General features: G+C 66.0%; 13 protein-coding genes. 7 read left to right on the top strand and 6 right to left on the bottom strand.

Annotated elements, in window-relative coordinates; translation table 11 throughout:
• Positions 1–223: 223 nt before the first annotated feature.
• Positions 224–2,017: a potassium/proton antiporter gene (locus tag WI560_RS29935; RefSeq protein WP_375306044.1), complete on the top strand. Its 1,794-nt coding sequence runs from the start codon at positions 224–226 to the stop codon at positions 2,015–2,017.
• 155 nt (positions 2,018–2,172) lie between these two features.
• Here WI560_RS29935 and modC read toward each other — a convergent pair whose 3' ends face one another.
• From modC to mepA, 4 genes are all read right to left on the bottom strand, one after another.
• The gene (gene modC, locus WI560_RS29930; protein WP_375306043.1) at positions 2,173–2,835 is read right to left on the bottom strand and encodes a molybdenum ABC transporter ATP-binding protein; all 663 of its coding nucleotides are present in this window, start codon (positions 2,833–2,835) and stop codon (positions 2,173–2,175) included.
• A gap of 2 nt (positions 2,836–2,837) precedes the next feature.
• A complete protein-coding gene (modB, locus tag WI560_RS29925) occupies positions 2,838–3,533 on the bottom strand; it encodes a molybdate ABC transporter permease subunit (protein WP_375306042.1) in 696 nt (231 codons plus the stop codon).
• Between the two features lie 13 nt (positions 3,534–3,546).
• Complete coding sequence (gene modA, locus WI560_RS29920; RefSeq protein WP_375306041.1) at positions 3,547–4,347, bottom strand: molybdate ABC transporter substrate-binding protein; 801 nt, start codon at positions 4,345–4,347, stop codon at positions 3,547–3,549.
• Positions 4,348–4,580: 233 nt separating this feature from the next.
• Positions 4,581–5,525, bottom strand: a complete 945-nt coding sequence (gene mepA / locus WI560_RS29915; RefSeq protein WP_375306040.1) for a penicillin-insensitive murein endopeptidase — start codon at positions 5,523–5,525, stop codon at positions 4,581–4,583.
• Between the two features lie 461 nt (positions 5,526–5,986).
• On the opposite strand from mepA, the gene WI560_RS29910 reads away from it, so the two are divergent.
• Together WI560_RS29910 and WI560_RS29905 are read left to right on the top strand one after the other, a co-directional pair.
• Entirely contained in the window at positions 5,987–8,149 is a 2,163-nt protein-coding gene (locus WI560_RS29910; protein ID WP_375306039.1) for an EAL domain-containing protein, read from the top strand.
• Between the two features lie 271 nt (positions 8,150–8,420).
• A complete protein-coding gene (locus WI560_RS29905) occupies positions 8,421–9,002 on the top strand; it encodes a DUF1349 domain-containing protein (protein ID WP_375306038.1) in 582 nt (193 codons plus the stop codon).
• A gap of 69 nt (positions 9,003–9,071) precedes the next feature.
• Here the strand turns inward: WI560_RS29905 and WI560_RS29900 are convergent, their stop codons facing one another.
• Entirely contained in the window at positions 9,072–10,292 is a 1,221-nt protein-coding gene (locus tag WI560_RS29900) for an MFS transporter (RefSeq protein WP_375306037.1), read from the bottom strand.
• Between the two features lie 249 nt (positions 10,293–10,541).
• On the opposite strand from WI560_RS29900, the gene WI560_RS29895 reads away from it, so the two are divergent.
• From WI560_RS29895 to WI560_RS29885, 3 genes are all read left to right on the top strand, one after another.
• Positions 10,542–11,786, top strand: a complete 1,245-nt coding sequence (locus tag WI560_RS29895; protein ID WP_375308940.1) for a serine hydrolase domain-containing protein — start codon at positions 10,542–10,544, stop codon at positions 11,784–11,786.
• 145 nt (positions 11,787–11,931) lie between these two features.
• Positions 11,932–12,894 carry a tetratricopeptide repeat protein gene (locus WI560_RS29890; RefSeq protein WP_375306036.1) on the top strand — a complete coding sequence of 321 codons (963 nt, stop codon included), beginning with the start codon at positions 11,932–11,934 and terminating at the stop codon, positions 12,892–12,894.
• A 193-nt stretch (positions 12,895–13,087) separates the two neighbouring features.
• Positions 13,088–13,498: an SRPBCC family protein gene (locus WI560_RS29885; RefSeq protein WP_375306035.1), complete on the top strand. Its 411-nt coding sequence runs from the start codon at positions 13,088–13,090 to the stop codon at positions 13,496–13,498.
• Between the two features lie 204 nt (positions 13,499–13,702).
• Here the strand turns inward: WI560_RS29885 and lepA are convergent, their stop codons facing one another.
• Positions 13,703–15,514, bottom strand: coding sequence for a translation elongation factor 4 (gene lepA, locus WI560_RS29880; protein WP_061022830.1), 1,812 nt, complete (start codon positions 15,512–15,514; stop codon positions 13,703–13,705).
• 113 nt (positions 15,515–15,627) lie between these two features.
• Between lepA and WI560_RS29875 the strand changes: the two genes are divergently transcribed.
• Positions 15,628–17,253: a glycosyltransferase family 39 protein gene (locus WI560_RS29875; RefSeq protein WP_375306034.1), complete on the top strand. Its 1,626-nt coding sequence runs from the start codon at positions 15,628–15,630 to the stop codon at positions 17,251–17,253.
• The last annotated feature ends 40 nt before the right edge of the window (positions 17,254–17,293 follow it).

Raw genomic sequence — 17,293 nt, 5'->3', positions numbered from 1 at the left:
TTGGTCGCGGCTCGCTTCGCCTCTCCCCGCGTGCGGGGAGAGGCCGAAATTCGAGCGCAGCTTGAATTTCGGGTGAGGGGGACTCTCCGCGAGTCTCACTGTCACCGTCTCCGCGGAGGCTCCCCCTCACCCCACCCTCTCCCCGCAAGCGGGGCGAGGGAGCGCCCGGCCGGTGGCCCCCTGACCGAACTCGCTCATTACCTGGAGTAACCCGCAGCACCGCATGGCTTCCCTCGACTCCGTCAGCCTCGCCATATTGCTCGGCGCCGTCCTCGTCATGGCCGGTATCCTGTCGAGCCTGCTTGCGCTCCGCTTCGGTGCGCCCCTGCTGCTGGTCTTCCTTGCGGTCGGCATGCTCGCCGGCGATTCCGGTCCCGGCCAGCTCCAGTTCGACGACGTCCGCACCACCTATCTTGTCGGCTCGGTGGCGCTGGCCCTGATCCTGTTCGATGGCGGCCTCAGGACGCGCTTTGCCAGCATCCGCACCGTGCTCGCGCCGTCCGTGGTGCTTGCGACCGCCGGCGTGCTGCTGACCGCGCTGATCACGGCGCCGTTCGCCAGATTCGCGCTCGATCTCAACTGGACGGAATCGCTGCTGGTCGGCGCCGTGGTGGCCTCGACCGATGCCGCCGCGGTGTTCCTGCTGGTGCACACCCAGGGCCTGCGCCTGCGCCCGCGCGTCGGCGCGACGCTGGAGGCGGAATCCGGCACCAACGACCCCTTCGCGATCTTCCTCACCTTGATGCTGGTCGAGTACATCTCGGTCGGCTCGAGCTCGCCCGGCCACGTGCTGATGGAGTTCATGCGGGAGGCGGTGCTGGGCGCCATCGTCGGCTTCATCGGCGGACGCCTCGTCGTCATCGCGCTCAACCAAGTGGCACTGCCGCAGGGCCTGCATGCGCCCTTCGTGACCACGGCCGCGCTGGTGATCTTCGGCGGCGCGCAGATGATGCATGCTTCCGGCTTCCTCGCGGTCTATCTCGCCGGCATCATCATCGGCAACCGGCCGACGCGCGCGCATAACCAGGTCGTGGCCTTCCTCGATGCCGCGACCTGGCTGGCGCAGATCGTGATGTTCGTGCTGCTTGGCCTGCTGGTGTCGCCGAGCCGGTTAGGGGCCAGCATCGTGCCGGCCGTCGCCGTCGCGTTCGTGCTGATGCTGGTGGCGCGGCCGATCGCGGTGTTCGTGTGCCTTGCGCCGTTCCGCTTCAACTGGCGCGAAAAGATCTTCATCGCCTGGACCGGCCTGCGCGGCGCGGTCGCGATCTTCCTGGCCTCGATCCCGATGCTGGTCGGCCTGTCCAAGGCCTATCTCTATTTCGACGTCGCCTTCGTCGTCGTCATCATCTCGCTCTTGCTGCAGGGCTGGACCCTTGCACCGGCCGCGCGCAAGCTGCACGTGGCGCTGCCGCGTGCCGAGCGCGGTCCGCGGCGTGTCGAACTGGATCTGCCCGGCCAGCTCGAGCAGCAGCTGGTCGGCTATCCGGTGCGGCCCAAGAGCCTGTATTTCCGCCGCGGCCTGATCCCGTCCTGGTCCAAGCCGACGCTGGTGATCCGCAACGAGAACATCCTGACGCCGCTGGAGGCTGACCCGATCGCGCCCGGCGACTACATCTATCTGCTGGCCCCGCCGGAGAAGGCCGAATCGCTCGACCGCTTCTTCGTCGACATGCAGCCGAGCTCGGCGCCGGATCCGCATCTGCTCGGCGACTTCATGGTCTCCGGCGAGCACACGCTGGCCGAGCTGGCCGAGATCTACGGCGTCCGGATCGGCGAGGACGAGGGCAAGCTGACCCTCGCCGATTTTTTCGACGTCCATCTCGACCACGCGCCGAAGGAGGGGGCCGAGCTCGCCCTCGACGAGATCGTGCTGGTCGCTCGCAGCATCTCCGGCGGCCGCGTCAGCGTCGTCGGCTTGCGCCTGCCGGAAGAAGACGAGACGCCCCCGCCGCTGACCCGCGCGCAGGCGCTGCGGAAGAAGCTCTCGGATATGTGGGCCTCGGTGGCGGGGGTGTAGGGGACGCAGCGCCTCGTCAATCTCCCGCCCCGTAGGGTGGGCAAAGCGGTAGCGTGCCCACGCTTCTTTTGCGATCGAGACAGTTGGTGGGCACGGCGCGATGCGCCTTTGCCCACCCTACGAAAGCCGTCGTTTGGACAAGGTCGCTGTGCGCCTCACGCCAGCACCTTCACCCCGCCGACACTCGTCACCCGGCCCTGCTTCAGCATCACGATCTGCGTCGCGAGCTGGCGCAGCTCGGCGGCGTCGTGGCTGACATAGACCATCGGCACGTTGGCCTCGTCGCGCAGCCGCACCAGGTAGGGCAGGATCTCGAGCTTGCGGCCCTCGTCGAGCGCGCCGAGCGGCTCGTCGAGCAGCAGCAGGCGTGGCCGTGACAGCAGCGCGCGTCCGAGCGCGACGCGCTGGCGCTCGCCGCCGGAGAGTTTTCCGGGACGACGATCGAGCAGGGCGCCGATGTCGAGCAGGTCGATGACGCGCCTGTGCTGGGCGGGATCGGGCGCTAGGCCGTTCATGCGGCGGCCGTAGTCGAGATTCTGCGCGACGTCGAGATGCGGGAACAGCCGCGCGTCCTGAAACACGTAGCCGATGCGGCGGCGATACGTCGGCACGTGGATTCCGACCGCGATGTCGTCGACGGTTTCGCCGTCGATCACGATGGTGCCGCGGTCGGGCCGCAACAAGCCTGCGATCATGTTGACCAGCGAGGTCTTGCCGGCGCCCGACGCGCCGAACAGGCCGATGACGCGGCCTTCGCTGGTGAAGGACGCCTGAAGCGAGAACTCGCCGAGTTTCTTCTCGACATCGACGCGCAGCATGGTCAATTCCCGTGCAGCCGCGCGGTGGCGCGGCGGGCGAACCATTCGGCCGATATCAGCGCGCCCAGCGCCAGCGCGATCGAGACGATCACCAGCCGGCCAGCCGCGGCGTCGCCGTCCGGGGTCTGGATCAGCGAATAGATCGCCGAGGAGATCGTCTGGGTCTCGCCGGGAATGTTGGAGACGAAGGTGATGGTCGCGCCGAATTCGCCGATCGCCTTGGCGAAGCCGAGCACCATGCCGGCGAGCACGCCGGGCAGCGCCAGCGGCAGCGTCACGGTGAAGAACACTTTCCAGGGGGCGGCGCCGAGCGTCTCGGCGGCCTGCTCCAGCCGGCGGTCGATCGCCTCGATCGACAGCCGCATCGGGCGCACCAGCAGCGGAAACGCCATCACGCCGCAGGCGAGCGCCGCGCCGGTCCAGCGGAACGAGAACACGATCCCGAGATGGTCGGCGAGGAAGCCGCCGACGAGGCCGCGCCGGCCGAACGTGAGGAGCAGCAGATAGCCGGTGACGACAGGCGGCAGCACCAGCGGCAGATGCACCACGGCATCCAGCACCGACTTGCCCCAGAAATCCCTGCGCGCGAGCAGCCATGCCAGCGCGATGCCGAACGGCGTCGCGACCAGCGTGGCGATGATCGCGACCCTGAGCGAGAGCAGGATCGCGGTCCATTCGGCGGGAGAGATCTCGAACATCAAGTGCTGAATATCAGATTGTCGGGCTGACCAGGAACTTGAAGCCGTATTTTTCCAGGATGGACTTGGCCACCGAGGAGCGCAGGAAGGCGAGATAGTCGCCGGTCCCGGCCTTCGCGGTCGTGGTCGCGGCGACCGGATAGATGATCGCGGGATGCGAGTCCGCCGGGAAGGTGCCGACGATCTTGACGCCGGGCTCGACCTTGGCGTCGGTGGCATAGACGATGCCGAGATTGGCCTCGCCGCGCGCCACCAGCGTCAGCGCGGCGCGCACGCTTTCGGCCATCGCGAATTTCGCTTCGGCTGCCTGCCAGGCGCCGAGCTTCTCGAGCGCCGCCTTGGCATATTTGCCTGCGGGCACCGACTTGACGTCGCCGGTCGCGATCCGGCCGTCGCCGGCGAGCTTGGCGAGGTCGAAACCTTGCGCGATCGTGACGCTGTCGATCTTGGACTCCTTCGGCGTGATCAGCACGAGGCTGTTGCCGAGCAGGTTGACTCTGGAAGGCTCATTGATGGTCTTCCTGGCGATCGCGTAATCCATCCAGTCGGTGTCGGCGGAGACGAACACGTCCGCCGGCGCGCCCTGCTCGATCTGCCGGGCGAGCACCGAGCTCGCGGCATAGCTGACCGAGAACTTGACGCCGGACCTGGCGGTGTAGGCGGCATCGACCTCGTCGAGCGCGTTCTTCATCGACGCGGCGGCGAACACGGTGATGGTCCTGTCCTCGGCTGCGGCCGGCGAGAGGGGGGCGGCGGCAAGGATCGCGAAGGCAAGGATCACGAAGGCGGTGAGAAGTCCGGACTGGCGAAACATGCATGCGCTCCGTGCGAGCTCGCGCGCGCAGGCGGCGCACGCAAATCTGGCGTTGGGTGGGTCAGATGCGACGGGCGGACGCGCCGTTCCACGGCTCCACTTTGGCTTACGGCCAGCGTGGGATATCGCAGCAGCGAAGATAGCAGGCCAGGTCGGAAGGTCAAACCGGGCGCGTCATCCCGGGCTCGCTTCGCGCCCCGGGACGACAGCGGTGGGCGAGGGGACAGCGTATCCTACGGCTTCGCATCGCCTGCGTTCAACACCGCCTTGCAGGCCGCGGGCATCTGCGCCAGCGTCATCGGCGGCTTCGGCTTTGGCGGCTCCGGCGGCGGCTTGGGGTGCAGCACCGCGTCGGAGAACCAATAGGCGAGATCGGCGGGCTTGCAGCCTTCGTCCTCGGCCTGCGACGGCTGGCCCTCGCAATCCTCGGCACCCGCCGGGCAGCGCATGCGGATGTGGAAATGGTAGTCGTGGCCCCACCAGGGGCGGATCTTCGACAGCCACGCGCGGTCGCCCTTGGCCTCGCGGCACAGCGCCTTCTTGATCGCGGCGTTGACGAAGATGCGCTGCACCGCCGGCTCCCGCGCCGCATCGCGCAGCACCAGCACATGGCCCGGCGTGAACACTTTCGGATCGATGTCGAGCCGGTCCTGGCGCACCATCATCACCGCCGACATGTCTTCGCGCTCCTCGCGCGAGAGACGGCGGTCCGGCATCGGCGTCAGCCAGATGTCGGCGTCGAGACCGATCTGGTGGCTGGCATGGCCCGACAGCGCGGGCCCGCCGCGCGGCTGCGCGATGTCGCCGACCAGGATGCCCGGCCATCGCGCGTCCTTGTGCGCCTTGGCCGCGAGCCGCTTGATCAGCGCGATCATCTCGGGATGGCCATAGCTGCGGTTGCGCGACAGCCGCATCACCTGCCAGTGATCGCCGTTGAGCGGCATCTGCTCCGCGCCGCCGATGCAGCCCTTGGTGTAGGAGCCGATGACATGGGCCGGGCCCTTGGACGGCAGCAGCTTGCGCGCGAACAGCTCCTTGGCGGCCAGATCCGGGTCGTTCGGATTGGCGAGCGGCGGCAGCGGCTTCGGATTCACGCTGCCCTTGTCCTGGGCCAGCGCGCCGCCGGCGGCCAGGGGGACGAACCAGAGCAGGAGGAGGATGATGCCGCGGCGACTCATGCAGATGTCCTTATAGCCCAATGCTGCATCAGGGGTAAGAATGAGGCTGGAGCCGGCCGCCGGCTCAGCGCTGCTGGTTAAATCGCGTCTCAGGCCGCGTTTCTTAAGGCGGCAATAACCGTATCCTGCATTGACCAAAATTCGTGCGCGGCGCGAGGAAAATCCGCGGCTCGCATGCAATCGCGCCTGATTTCGGAACTGATTCAAGCGCGCGCGCAATTTTGCATCAGGCCGACCTTCGATTGCGGCTCCAGACCCAATGTGACAGCGCCTGCCGCCATGGCTACGCCGCGCAAACAGGCAGCAAGGTCCGCCTCGCGCGGACCGCAGCCCGGCAAGATTACTTTTTTTTCAGACACTTGCCCCAAGACTTTTTCATTCAGGACTTGCGCGGGCGGGCGCAACGGGAACGAGTGAAGTTGGGTTTGAAGTCTCGAAAAGCAAAAAAGCGAAGGCAAGGCTTGCCTGCCCGGGCCGGCCGCTCGCCGCGTAAGCCGCGCTTCGCATGCGCGCCGCGACCCCTGTCCGAACGCGACGAGGTCTTGCGCAGTCGCGCCGAGGCGGAATCCGCGATCGCGGACGCGCGCAAATCCCATGAGCGGCTGCGCCAGGCCATCGACATCCTGCCGCAGGGCATCGTGTTCCTCGATGCCGAAGGCCGCTACGTCCTCTGGAACAAGAAATACGCCGAGATCTACAGCAAGACCGCCGATCTGTTCGAGGAAGGCGCACGCCTCGAAGACACGCTGCGCATCGGCGTTGCCCGCGGCGACTACCCGGAGGCCGTGGGCCAGGAGGACGAGTGGATCGCCGAGCGGCTGCAAAAACTCTATCAGCCCGGCGCGCGCCACGAGCAGATGCTGTCGGACGGCCGCGTCATCCTGATCGACGAGCGCTTGACCGATGACGGCGGCGTGGTCGGCCTGCGCGTCGACATCACCGAGCTGAAGCAGCGCGAAGCCTCGTTCCGCCTGCTGTTCGACGGCAATCCCGTCCCGATGATCGTCTGCGCGCTGGACGACGAGCGCATCCTCGGCGTCAACGATGCCGCGGTCGCGCATTACGGTTACAGCCGCGCCGAGTTCGAGCGGCTGAAGATCCGCTCCTTGCAGGCCTTCGACAGCGAGCCGCCCTGGACTGCCGACCGTTCCAGCGAGGAGCAGGCCGGCCGCACCTGGAAGCACGTCAAGGCCGACGGCGCGCTGATCGACCTTGCGATCTATTTCCGCGAATTGACCTATGCCGACCGGCCCGCGGTGCTGCTGGCGCTGATGGACATCACCGAACGCAAGCGCGCCGAGGCGCGGCTCGCCTTCATGGCCCAGCACGACGCGCTGACCGGCCTGCCCAACCGCGCCTTGCTGCGCCAGCAGACCGACGAGATGCTGCTGCACACGCGGCGCAGCCCCGAGAAGGTCGCGCTGCTGATGCTGGGGCTCGACAATTTCAAGGCAGTCAACGACACGCTCGGACACGCGGTCGGCGACAAGCTGCTGCGCGGCGTCGCCAAGCGGCTGCGCTCGACCTTGCGCGAGGAAGACGCGCTGGCGCGGCTCAACTCGGACGAGTTCGCGATCGTGCAGAGCGGCTTGATGCGGCCCGAGGACGCGGTGGGGCTGGCAAAGCGCCTGCTCGAGGCCATCGCCGATCCTTATCTGCTCGACGGTCATTCCGTGGTGATCGGCGCCTCGATCGGCATCGCGATGGCGCCGGGCGATGGCGACGATTCCGAGAAGCTGCTCAAGAGCGCCGACATGGCGCTGTCGCGCGCCAAGCAGGACGCGCGCGGCAGCTTCGCCTTCTTCGAGGCCGCTTTGGATGCGAAAGCGCAGAGCCGCCGCAAGATCGAGGTCGAGCTGCGCGACGCGATCCAGAACGACGTGCTGCGTCCGTATTATCAGCCGCTGATCGACCTCCAGAGCGGCCGCATCACCGGCTTCGAAGCGCTGGTGCGCTGGCCGCACGCCGAGCGCGGCATGGTCTCGCCCGCCGAGTTCATTCCGGTCGCCGAGGACACCGGCCTGATCAATCCGCTCGGCGGGCTGATGCTGCGCCGGGCCTGCCTCGATGCCGCGGCCTGGCCGGACGACGTCCGAGTCGCCGTCAATCTGTCGCCGCTCCAGTTCCGCAGCGGCAATCTGCTCTCGATGGTCACGGAGGCGCTCAAGGGTTCCGGCCTGCCGCCGCGGCGGCTCGAGCTCGAGATCACCGAGACGCTGCTCCTGGAAAAGAGCGCGCAGGTGCTGGCGACGCTGCATGCCTTGCGCGCGCTGGGGGTGCGCATCTCGATGGACGATTTCGGCACCGGCTATTCCAGCCTCAGTTACTTGCGCAGCTTTCCCTTCGATAAGATTAAGATCGATCAGTCCTTCGTTCGCGATCTCGGCGCCAACCGCGAGGCGCAAGCCATCATCCGCTCCATCGTCAGTCTCGGCAAAGGCCTGGGCGTCACCATCACCGCCGAAGGCGTCGAGACCGAAGCCGAGCTGAGCTGCCTGCGCGCGGAAGGCTGCCACGAAGGCCAGGGGTTCCTGTTCAGCAAGGCCCGGCCAAATATCGAGATCGTCAGCCTGCTCGCCGCACAGCGCGGCATCGACGGCGATGACGCCGCGCTGGTGGCGTGAGCGGTGGTCGCCGCCTGGCGATGCCGATGTAAAGGGACGCGCCGCATTCTCCAACGTCGCAACACGAGGCCGAAACTCGAAGTCCGACGAAGGGGCGGACTCATAGCGCCGGCTTGCTGACGCAAAGCCTTCGTCAATGGCGGACCTGAGGTCGGCCAGCCGAGTTGTGCTCCAGGAGAAGGTGTCCCACCCATGTGCCGAGTACAAAATTCTTTCTCTGCGCGCTTGGTTGTTGGACAAGGGGGCGTCCGGTTCAGAGGGAGCACGACGAATGTTTGGTAAGTCTGACGGCACTTGGTTGAACGAGCCGAAAACATGGTCCGAAAAGGAAAACCTCCTTGAACTGATAACGGACCGGGCCACTGACTTTTGGCGCGAGACACATTACGGCTTTATCCGCGATAGCGGACATTTCCTCGGTTTTGAGACGGGAGATGCGTTCACGGCCGAACTTCGCATCCGAGCTGATTTCAAGGCGCTCTACGATCAAGCGGGCCTGATGGTGCGTATAGACGAACGTCGCTGGCTCAAGGCGGGGATCGAGTTTTCGGACGGACGCGCCATGCTTTCGAGCGTGCTGACTGCGGGGCAATCGGACTGGGCAACAGCCCACTATGAGCACGACGCCAGTGACTTCCGATTGCGTGTCACGGTTGCGCATGGTGTTCTTCGTTTGCAGGCCTCGACCGATGGAAAGATGTGGCCTCTCATGCGGCTCGCGCCATTCGCGGAGAGTTCTTCCTATCTCGTTGGCCCCATGGCTTGCACGCCGGAGCGGTCAGGATTAGCGGTCGCCTTTTCCGATTTTCGGCTGCTGCCGCCGCTTGGCAAGGAGCTTCATGATCTGGGATGAGGAGCACAAGCGAAAGCGAGTTGACGTCCGCTCGCCAGGGCAAACTGGCGATGTCCTCGCTCGTCGAAATCAGGCCGCGGCGCGGCCGAGGGCGAGCGATGGCCTACGCCTGGTCGGGAAGCTCAGCGCCACCGCGACGGCGGCGAGGCCGATCGCGAACGAGCCGGCGTGCAGCCAGGTGTAGCGCTGGAAGCTGTCGAACACGAGCCCGCCGGCCCAGGGTCCGAGTGCCATGCCGAGGCTGGCGAAGGCCGACACCGCACCGAACACCGTCCCCATGATGCGGGCGCCGAAGAACTCGCGCACCAGCACCGCATAGAGCGGCATCACCCCGCCATAGGCGAGGCCGAACACGACCGACAGCGCGTAGAATTCGCCGAGCTGCGCCACCGCGAGATAGGTCGCGATGCAGATCGCCTGCACCAGGAGCCCGCCGACCAGCACCGGCTTTGCACCGAGGCGATCGGCCAGCGCGCCCAGCAGCAGGCGGCCGCCGAGGCCCGAGACGCCGGCGACGCTGTAGACCGTCACCGCCGTGAGCGGAGCGATGCCGCAGACCATCGCATAGGACACCATGTGGAAGATCGGGCCGGAATGCGCCGCGCAGCAGGCGAAATGCGCCGCCGCGAGCGCAATGAATTGCGGCGTGCGCAACGCCTGCGCTGCGGTCAGCTCGACCTCCGGCGCCGTGTCTGCACGCGTGTCGGCCGCTGCCGCGGGCGCCGGACGCACCAGGAAGCAGGCGGGGATCAGCAGCGCCCAGGCTGCACAGCCGATCACCAGCATGGCGGTGCGCCAGTCGTAGGCCGTGATGAGCCAGCTCGCGGCCGGCGCGATCGTCACCGGCGACACGCCCATGCCGGCCGAAACCAGCGCCACGGCCAGACTTCTGTTCTTCTCGATCCAGGCGCTCGCCAGTGCCATCATCGGCGCATAAAAGCTGCCGGCGGCAATGCCGATCAGCACGCCGAAGCAGAGCTGGAACTGCCACAGGCTCGTCGCCTGGCTCGCGGTGACGAGGCCGAGCCCCAGCAGCAGGCTTCCCGCGAGCACCACGATGCGGGTGCCGAACCGGTCCGACAGCGCGCCCCACAGGAACGCGGCAAATCCCATGAAGAGGAAATCCAGCGTCGCCGCCGCGGACACGCCGGCGCGCGACCAGCCCATGGCGTCCGAGATCGGCTGCAGGAACACCGCCAGCGACAGCATCGTGCCGAACCCGACACATGTCATCAGCGCGCCTGCGGCGACCACGACCCAGCCATAGTCGTAGCGTGACGGCTTGCTCATGCGTTTCCTCGGCGCTGTTGGTTTTGTTCGTGATGCGCGGGAGGGATGGTGGCCCATCCGCTTCCGGAGAGCAAGGCGCGCCGGGCACATGGCTGACACCGCCTGCCTGTCATGATAGCGTGCCGCTCGCCATCGGCCTGCTTTGTTGTTCTCACTAACGCATCCGCAAGAACGCGTGAGGAGGCAAGTCCAATGACATGGGAAGCGCTCTGCAGGCCGCGCAATTGCCGCGGGCTTGTCTTGTCAGTCATGCTCGCCGCCGCGGTCGCGGCATCTCCAGCCTGCGCAGACGACGGCCGCAGCTCCGCCCGCGAGCCGGGGCCGGTGTTTTCGGATAGCGGCCCGGATGCCGAGCTCTACGGCGCGGCCGAGGGCTATCCGGTCGGCACACGCGGGGGTGCCCCCCAGCTTGACAAGCTGGTCGGGGCCTACAGCCATTACGACGAGCTCTATCGCTCGCGCCCGGTTCGCCGCGCAACGCTGCCTTGGTCATTCAAGCGCGCGCCGGAGCCGCCGATTGCCTATAGCTTCGATAACCAGCGGCTAAGCATCGCGGACTACCTCAAGCGCAACCCGGTGACGGGACTCCTGATCGCCCGCGACGACACCATCCTGTTCGAGCACTATCAATATGCACGGACCGACCGCCACCGCTTTGTCTCGCAATCCATGGCCAAGACGCTGGTGGCCATGCTGGTCGGGATCGCGGTCTCGGAGGGGCGCATCAAGTCGATCGACGACCTCGCCTCGACCTACGTTCCCGGCCTTGCGGGAACGGAATATGGAAACACATCCATCCGTGCCCTGCTGAACATGTCTTCAGGCGTCGCGTTCTCCGAAGTCTATGACGGCAAGGACGACATCGCCCGGCTCGGGCGGGCCCTGTTCGTCGACGAGCCGAAGGACCCCGCCGCAATCGTCGCGCAATTCAATACCCGAACCGCACCGCCGGGGACCAGATGGCACTATGCCAGCGTTGAAACGGAAATCCTCGGCCTGGTCCTGCGCGCCGCCACGGGCGCGCCGGTTGCCGACTATCTCCACGACCGGATCTGGGATCCCATCGGCACCGAAGCCGATGCCTCGTGGGCGATCGACGGCAGCGGGCAGGAGGTCGCCTATTGCTGCTTCAACGCCACCTTGCGCGACTATGCGCGCCTGGCCCGATTGCTCGCGCATGACGGCGCCTGGGAGGGGCGGCAGCTGATCCCCCGGCAATGGCTGCTCGATGCCACGACGGTCAGGCCAGAGGATGGTCATCTCGCGCCGCGCGTTGCCACGCCCTTTCTCGGTTACGGCTATCAGGTCTGGCTCCTCCCCGGCGAGCCGCGCAGATTCGCCCTGCTCGGCATCCGCGGCCAAATCATCCTGGTCGATCCCGCCTCCAAGCTCGTCATGGTGCACACCGCCGTTCGCAAGAAGCCAACCGAGCCCGGTGGCCTCAGGGAGCCGCTGGCGCTGTGGTCTGCCGTGCTTCAGCAGCTCGGGCACTGATGAATTGCTGATGCCTGCCAATGGCATACAGCCGCGCCCGGCGCGGTCCGTCGCGTCGGAAAGCCGCGGCTGCATTGAACCTGTCCGGCTTCCGGGAGCACCAACGGCGCGTAGGTCCCTGATGTCAGCGACGAGGGAAGGCGCGATGAAGGCTCTGAAAGCATCCATCTGTGTTGCAGTCACGGCGCTCGCCTTGAGCCTGTCCTTCGGCGCGCCATCCCATGCCGAGGAGGACGAGGCGGGTACGCTGACCCGGCAGATGAAGCAGCTTTATCGGGCCGGGAAGTACATGGAAGCGCTGCCTCTGGCCCAAAAGTCGCTGGCTCTCCGCGAGAAGGAGTTCGGCCCTGATGATGCGCATGTCGCGATGCCGCTGAACGACCTCGGCACGATCCACTACAATCTCGGCCAATACGCCGTTGCCGAACCGCTGTACAAGCGCGCGCTGGCGATCCGGGAGAAGACGCTCGGTCCGAACCATGCCGAAGTCGCAATGGTGCTGAACAATCTCGGCGATCTCTATCGGGCGGAAGAGCGTTACGCGGAAGCGGAGCCGCTGCTCAAGCGCTCGATCGCCATCAGCGAGAAGACGGTCGGCCCCAATGATGCGTCGATCGTGCTGGCGTTGAGCAACCTCGGCGCGGTCTACAGCAATCAGGGCCGGTACGATCAGGCTATACCGCTGTTCAAGCGAGGCCTCGCCGTGCTGCAGAAGGCGCTCGGCCCCGACGATCCCGAGGCCACGGTGATGATGAACAATCTGGCCGACGCCTATATCAATCGCCATCGCTATGCCGATGCCGAGCGCCTGCTGAAGCGGTCGATGGCGGTGACCGAGAAGGCGTTCGGCCCGGATCATCCCGACATCGCGCAGGCACAGAACAATCTGGCTGCGCTCTACGGGCGTCAGGGCCGTAACGCGGAGGCCGAGCGCCTGTACAAGCGGTCGGTGGCCACTTTCGAGAAAACCCTCGGCCCCAACCATCCGGATCTCGCCGGCGTTCTGGAAAACCTCGCCGGTTTCTACAAGTATCAAGGCCGCTATGCCGATGCCCAGCAGGTCCTGAAACGGTCGATAGCCATCCGAGCGAAGACAAGACCGATCTGAACCAGGATGGTAGGGCGTTTGCCCACACCACGACTTCTCCAACTTTCTTGGCACATTGACGCCGGACCATGTCGGCATGGGCCGGTCTCGATCGTCCTTGGGTCGACACGTCGCGGACGTGCTGGAATGGACCCGGCACATGTGACGAGATTCCGTCAACTCGAGCCGTCAAAGTCGCACTGGAGCAATGCCCATGAGGATCACCGTCGAAACCAGCGTAGCTGCCCCGATCGATCAGGTCTGGCAGGCCTATACGACGCCCGCCGACATCGTGAAGTGGAATGCGGCGTCCGACGACTGGCACACGACCACGGCGACGGTTGACCTGCGGGAAGGCGGCGCCTTCTCGTCCCGGATGGAGGCCAAGGACGGCAGCATGGGCTTCGACTTCGCCGGCACTTACACCAGGATCGTCGAGCACAAGCGGATCGAATATGCGTTCGGCGATCGGAAGGCCGAGGTCGAGTTCGTGCCGGGCCCGAAGGGCGTTGTCGTCCGTGTCGTCTTCGATGGCGAAACGACGCACTCGGAGGAGCAGCAGCGTGGCGGCTGGCAGGCGATCCTCGACAATTTCGCACGGTACGTCGAGGCGAAGAAGGTGTGATCGATCAGGCAGCGGACGGGAACGCCCGCATCACACACCCTGCGATGCTGCCGCCATTCCCCTGTTTTGCCCGACGGAGCAAACGGATTCGTGAAATCGAAAAAGCGCAATGCCGCCAAGGGGGCGGCTACTGTGCATGGGGTTGTTTTCGCAATTTTTGTTGGCTGACCCCGAAGAGGGGGGCCGACCGTGCCGAGCCTCGCCTCAGCTATCCACCTTCAGCGCGGCGATGAAGGCTTCCTGCGGGATGTCGACCTTGCCGAACTGCCGCATCTTCTTCTTGCCTTCCTTCTGCTTCTCCAGAAGTTTTCGCTTACGCGTGATGTCGCCGCCGTAGCATTTCGCGGTGACGTCCTTGCGCAGCGCGCGCACCGTCTCGCGGGCGATCACCTTGCCGCCGATCGCTGCCTGGATCGGGATCTGGAACATGTGCGGCGGGATCAGCTCCTTCATCTTCTCGACCATGGCGCGGCCGCGGCCTTCGGCGCGGGTGCGGTGGACCAGCATCGAGAGCGCGTCGACCGGCTCGGCATTGACCAGGATCTGCATCTTGACGAGGTCGGCCGGCTTGTAGTCGGTGAGATGATAGTCGAACGAGGCGTAGCCCTTGGAGACCGACTTCAGGCGGTCGTAGAAGTCGAACACCACTTCGTTGAGCGGCAGATCGTATTTCACCATGGCGCGGGAGCCGACGTAAGTCAGCTCCTTCTGCGAACCGCGGCGGTCCTGGCACAGCTTCAGCACGCTGCCGAGATATTCGTCGGGCGTCATGATCGTCGCCTCGATCCAGGGCTCCTGGATCTCCGCGATCTTGACCACGTCGGGCATGTCGACGGGATTGTGGATCTCGAGCTCGCTGCCGTCGGTCAGCTTCATCTTGTAGATGACGCTCGGCGCGGTCGCGATCAGATTGAGATCGAACTCGCGCGACAGCCGCTCCTGGATGATCTCGAGGTGCAGCAGCCCGAGGAAGCCGCAGCGGAAACCGAAGCCGAGTGCGGCCGAAGTCTCCATCTCGAAGGAGAAGCTGGCATCGTTGAGCCGCAGCTTGCCCATCGCGGCACGCAGCGTCTCGAAGTCGTCGGCATCGACCGGGAACAGGCCGCAGAACACCACGGGGATCGCCGGCTTGAAGCCCGGCAGCATTTCCGTGACAGGCTTCCTGTCGTCGGTGATGGTGTCGCCGACGCGGGTGTCAGCGACTTCCTTGATCGCGGCGGTGATGAAGCCGATCTCGCCGGGGCCGAGCTCGTCGACCTGCTGCATCTTCGGCGTGAAGAAGCCGACGCGCTCGACGTCGTAGGCCGCGCCCGTGCCCATCATGCGCACGCGCTGGCCCTTCTTCATGACGCCGTCGACGACGCGGATCAGAACGACGACGCCGAGATAGACGTCGTACCAGCTGTCGACCAGCAGCGCCTTCAGCGTCGCGTCGCGGTCGCCCTTCGGCGGCGGCAGACGGGTGACGATGGCCTCCAGCACGTCGGGGACGCCGAGGCCGGTCTTGGCCGAGATCATCACCGCGTCGGAGGCGTCGATGCCGATGACGTCCTCGATCTGCTGCTTGACCTTCTCGGGCTCGGCGGCGGGCAGGTCGACCTTGTTCAGGACCGGAACGATCTCGTGATTGTTGTCGAGCGCCTGGTAGACGTTGGCAAGCGTCTGCGCCTCGACGCCCTGGCTGGCGTCGACCACCAGCAGGGAACCTTCGCACGCCGCCAGCGACCGCGAGACTTCGTAGGCGAAGTCGACGTGGCCGGGCGTGTCCATCAGGTTGAAGATGTAATCCTTGCCGTCCTTGGCGCGGTACGACAGGCGCACCGTCTGCGCCTTGATGGTGATGCCGCGCTCGCGCTCGATGTCCATGGAATCGAGCACCTGCTCCTTGCCCGCCATTTCGCGGTCGGAGAGCCCGCCGGTCATCTGGATCAGGCGGTCGGCCAGCGTCGATTTGCCATGGTCGATATGGGCGACGATGGAGAAATTGCGGATGTTGGAAATGGGGACGGTCGTCATGGGCGCGGGATACCACTCACATCCCCCTGCGGCAACCATATTGCTGTAATTTCAGGGCCTTTGTTCACGCCAAGCTGATTCCACGATCGCCCAAAACGCGCTAGCAACGGCCCATGTCGATCACGTCCCTTCCCACCACCAGGGCACGCGCGAAGACCCGCCTGAGCTTGACCCGCGTCCGGGCCTGGCTGGTTGCCTGCGCGGTCCGTCCCGAGGCGAGATTGTGGCTGGTGATCCAGCTCGCGATCCTGCACGCGGTGCTCTGGACCTTCATCCTGATCAATCTGAAGGCGGCGCAGGACGTTCACATGGACGTCGCGGAAGCCTATGGCTGGGGCCAGAAATTCCTGTGGGGCTACGGCAAGCACCCGCCGCTGTCGGGCTGGGTGGCCGGTCTCTGGTTCAGCGCGTTCCCGGCGGCGGACTGGGCGACCTATGCGCTGGCGATGGCGACCGTCGGCGTCGGCATGGTGATCTGCTGGCTGGTGGCCTTGCGCGTGGTGGACGCGCGCCGCGCCTTCCTGGTCGTGGTGATGGTGGCGCTCTACCCGATCTTCAATTTCAAGGGCTTCAAGTACAACCCGGATCTGCTGCAGCTCGTCACGCTGCCGCTGCTGGTGCTCGCTTATCTCAACGCGTTCGAAAAGCGGAGCTGGCAATCCGGCGTCCTGCTCGGGCTCGCCGGCGCGCTGGCGCTGATGACCAAATATTGGGTGCTGACCATGATCGGCGCCATCGGGCTTGTCGCGCTGATCCATCCGGAGCGGATGAGATTCCTGCTCTCGCCGGCGCCATGGGTGGCGATCGCGACGATGGCGCTGGCGATGATCCCGCACATCGTGTGGCTGGCCGAGGCGCATTTCGTGCCGCTGACCTATGCCGGCGACACCTACAGCCTCCAGGACAAGAGCCAGGTGCATCAGCTCGTCGCCGGCTACCTCCTGCATAATTTCGGCTTGCTGGCCTTGCCGGTGGCGCTCGCCGGGCTGGCGATGGCGCTGGTGCCGCCGTGGCTGACGCTGCTGGTGCGCGCGCCCGCGCGCATCGTCACGCGGGCGTGGCGGCGCGGCGCCAATTCGGGCGTCAATGTCTCGCAGGCGCTGAACGTCTGGATCATCCAGATCATCGTCGCGTTCGGCCCGCCGCTCGGTGCGCTGGTCTTCAGCATCTACATGAAGACCGATTGGGGCATCTCGCTGTTCTTCCTGGTGCCGCTGGCGCTGGTCGCGATCCCCACCTTGCGCGTGCAGAGCGCGAGCCTGTTCAACATCGCCGCGATCTGGCTCGTGCTCAGCGTCGCGACGCTGATTGCCTCGCCCTGGATTGCCGCGCGCGAGATGACGGCCAATGCCGGCAACACCGCGACCTATGGCGCGCGCTCCGAGCTTGCGCGCGAACTGACCCAGGCCTGGCACGCGCGCTTCGCCTCGCGCTGGGCCGTCGTTGCGGGCACGATGGAGACGATCCAGCCGATGGTGTTCTACAGTGCCGATCACCCCAGCCCGTTCACGCCGAACGAAGCCTGGGCCTCCGGGCTGACCTCGCTCGACGACGTCAAGCGATACGGCTTCATCGGCGTGGTCGATGCCAGCGACGAACGCCTGCCCAAGTTCGAGAAATGGATCTCCGAGACCGCGCCGAACGCCGAGCGCATCGTGATGACCACGCGCCGCTTCACCCACGGCAAGCCCGGCCCGTCGATGAGCTGGAATGTCTACATCGTACCGCCGGGGAAATAGTCGAGCTGTCGTAGGGTGGGCAAAGGCGCACTTGCGCCGT

The organism is Bradyrhizobium sp. A11, from assembly GCF_042077125.1.
Classification (GTDB): Bacteria; Pseudomonadota; Alphaproteobacteria; order Rhizobiales; family Xanthobacteraceae; genus Bradyrhizobium; species Bradyrhizobium japonicum_B.
This window is presented reverse-complemented; position numbering and strand designations above follow the sequence as displayed.

Bases quoted from the DNA above. Each gene is read 5' to 3' on its own strand.
- WI560_RS29935 (WP_375306044.1), top strand. From the start codon at position 224: ATGGCTTCCCTCGACTCCGTCAGCCTCGCCATATTGCTCGGCGCCGTC.
- modC (WP_375306043.1), bottom strand. From the start codon at position 2,835: ATGCTGCGCGTCGATGTCGAGAAGAAACTCGGCGAGTTCTCGCTTCAG.
- modB (WP_375306042.1), bottom strand. From the start codon at position 3,533: ATGTTCGAGATCTCTCCCGCCGAATGGACCGCGATCCTGCTCTCGCTC.
- modA (WP_375306041.1), bottom strand. From the start codon at position 4,347: ATGTTTCGCCAGTCCGGACTTCTCACCGCCTTCGTGATCCTTGCCTTC.
- mepA (WP_375306040.1), bottom strand. From the start codon at position 5,525: ATGAGTCGCCGCGGCATCATCCTCCTCCTGCTCTGGTTCGTCCCCCTG.
- WI560_RS29905 (WP_375306038.1), top strand. From the start codon at position 8,421: ATGTTTGGTAAGTCTGACGGCACTTGGTTGAACGAGCCGAAAACATGG.
- WI560_RS29900 (WP_375306037.1), bottom strand. From the start codon at position 10,292: ATGAGCAAGCCGTCACGCTACGACTATGGCTGGGTCGTGGTCGCCGCA.
- WI560_RS29895 (WP_375308940.1), top strand. From the start codon at position 10,542: ATGCTCGCCGCCGCGGTCGCGGCATCTCCAGCCTGCGCAGACGACGGC.
- WI560_RS29890 (WP_375306036.1), top strand. From the start codon at position 11,932: ATGAAGGCTCTGAAAGCATCCATCTGTGTTGCAGTCACGGCGCTCGCC.
- WI560_RS29885 (WP_375306035.1), top strand. From the start codon at position 13,088: ATGAGGATCACCGTCGAAACCAGCGTAGCTGCCCCGATCGATCAGGTC.
- lepA (WP_061022830.1), bottom strand. From the start codon at position 15,514: ATGACGACCGTCCCCATTTCCAACATCCGCAATTTCTCCATCGTCGCC.
- WI560_RS29875 (WP_375306034.1), top strand. From the start codon at position 15,628: ATGTCGATCACGTCCCTTCCCACCACCAGGGCACGCGCGAAGACCCGC.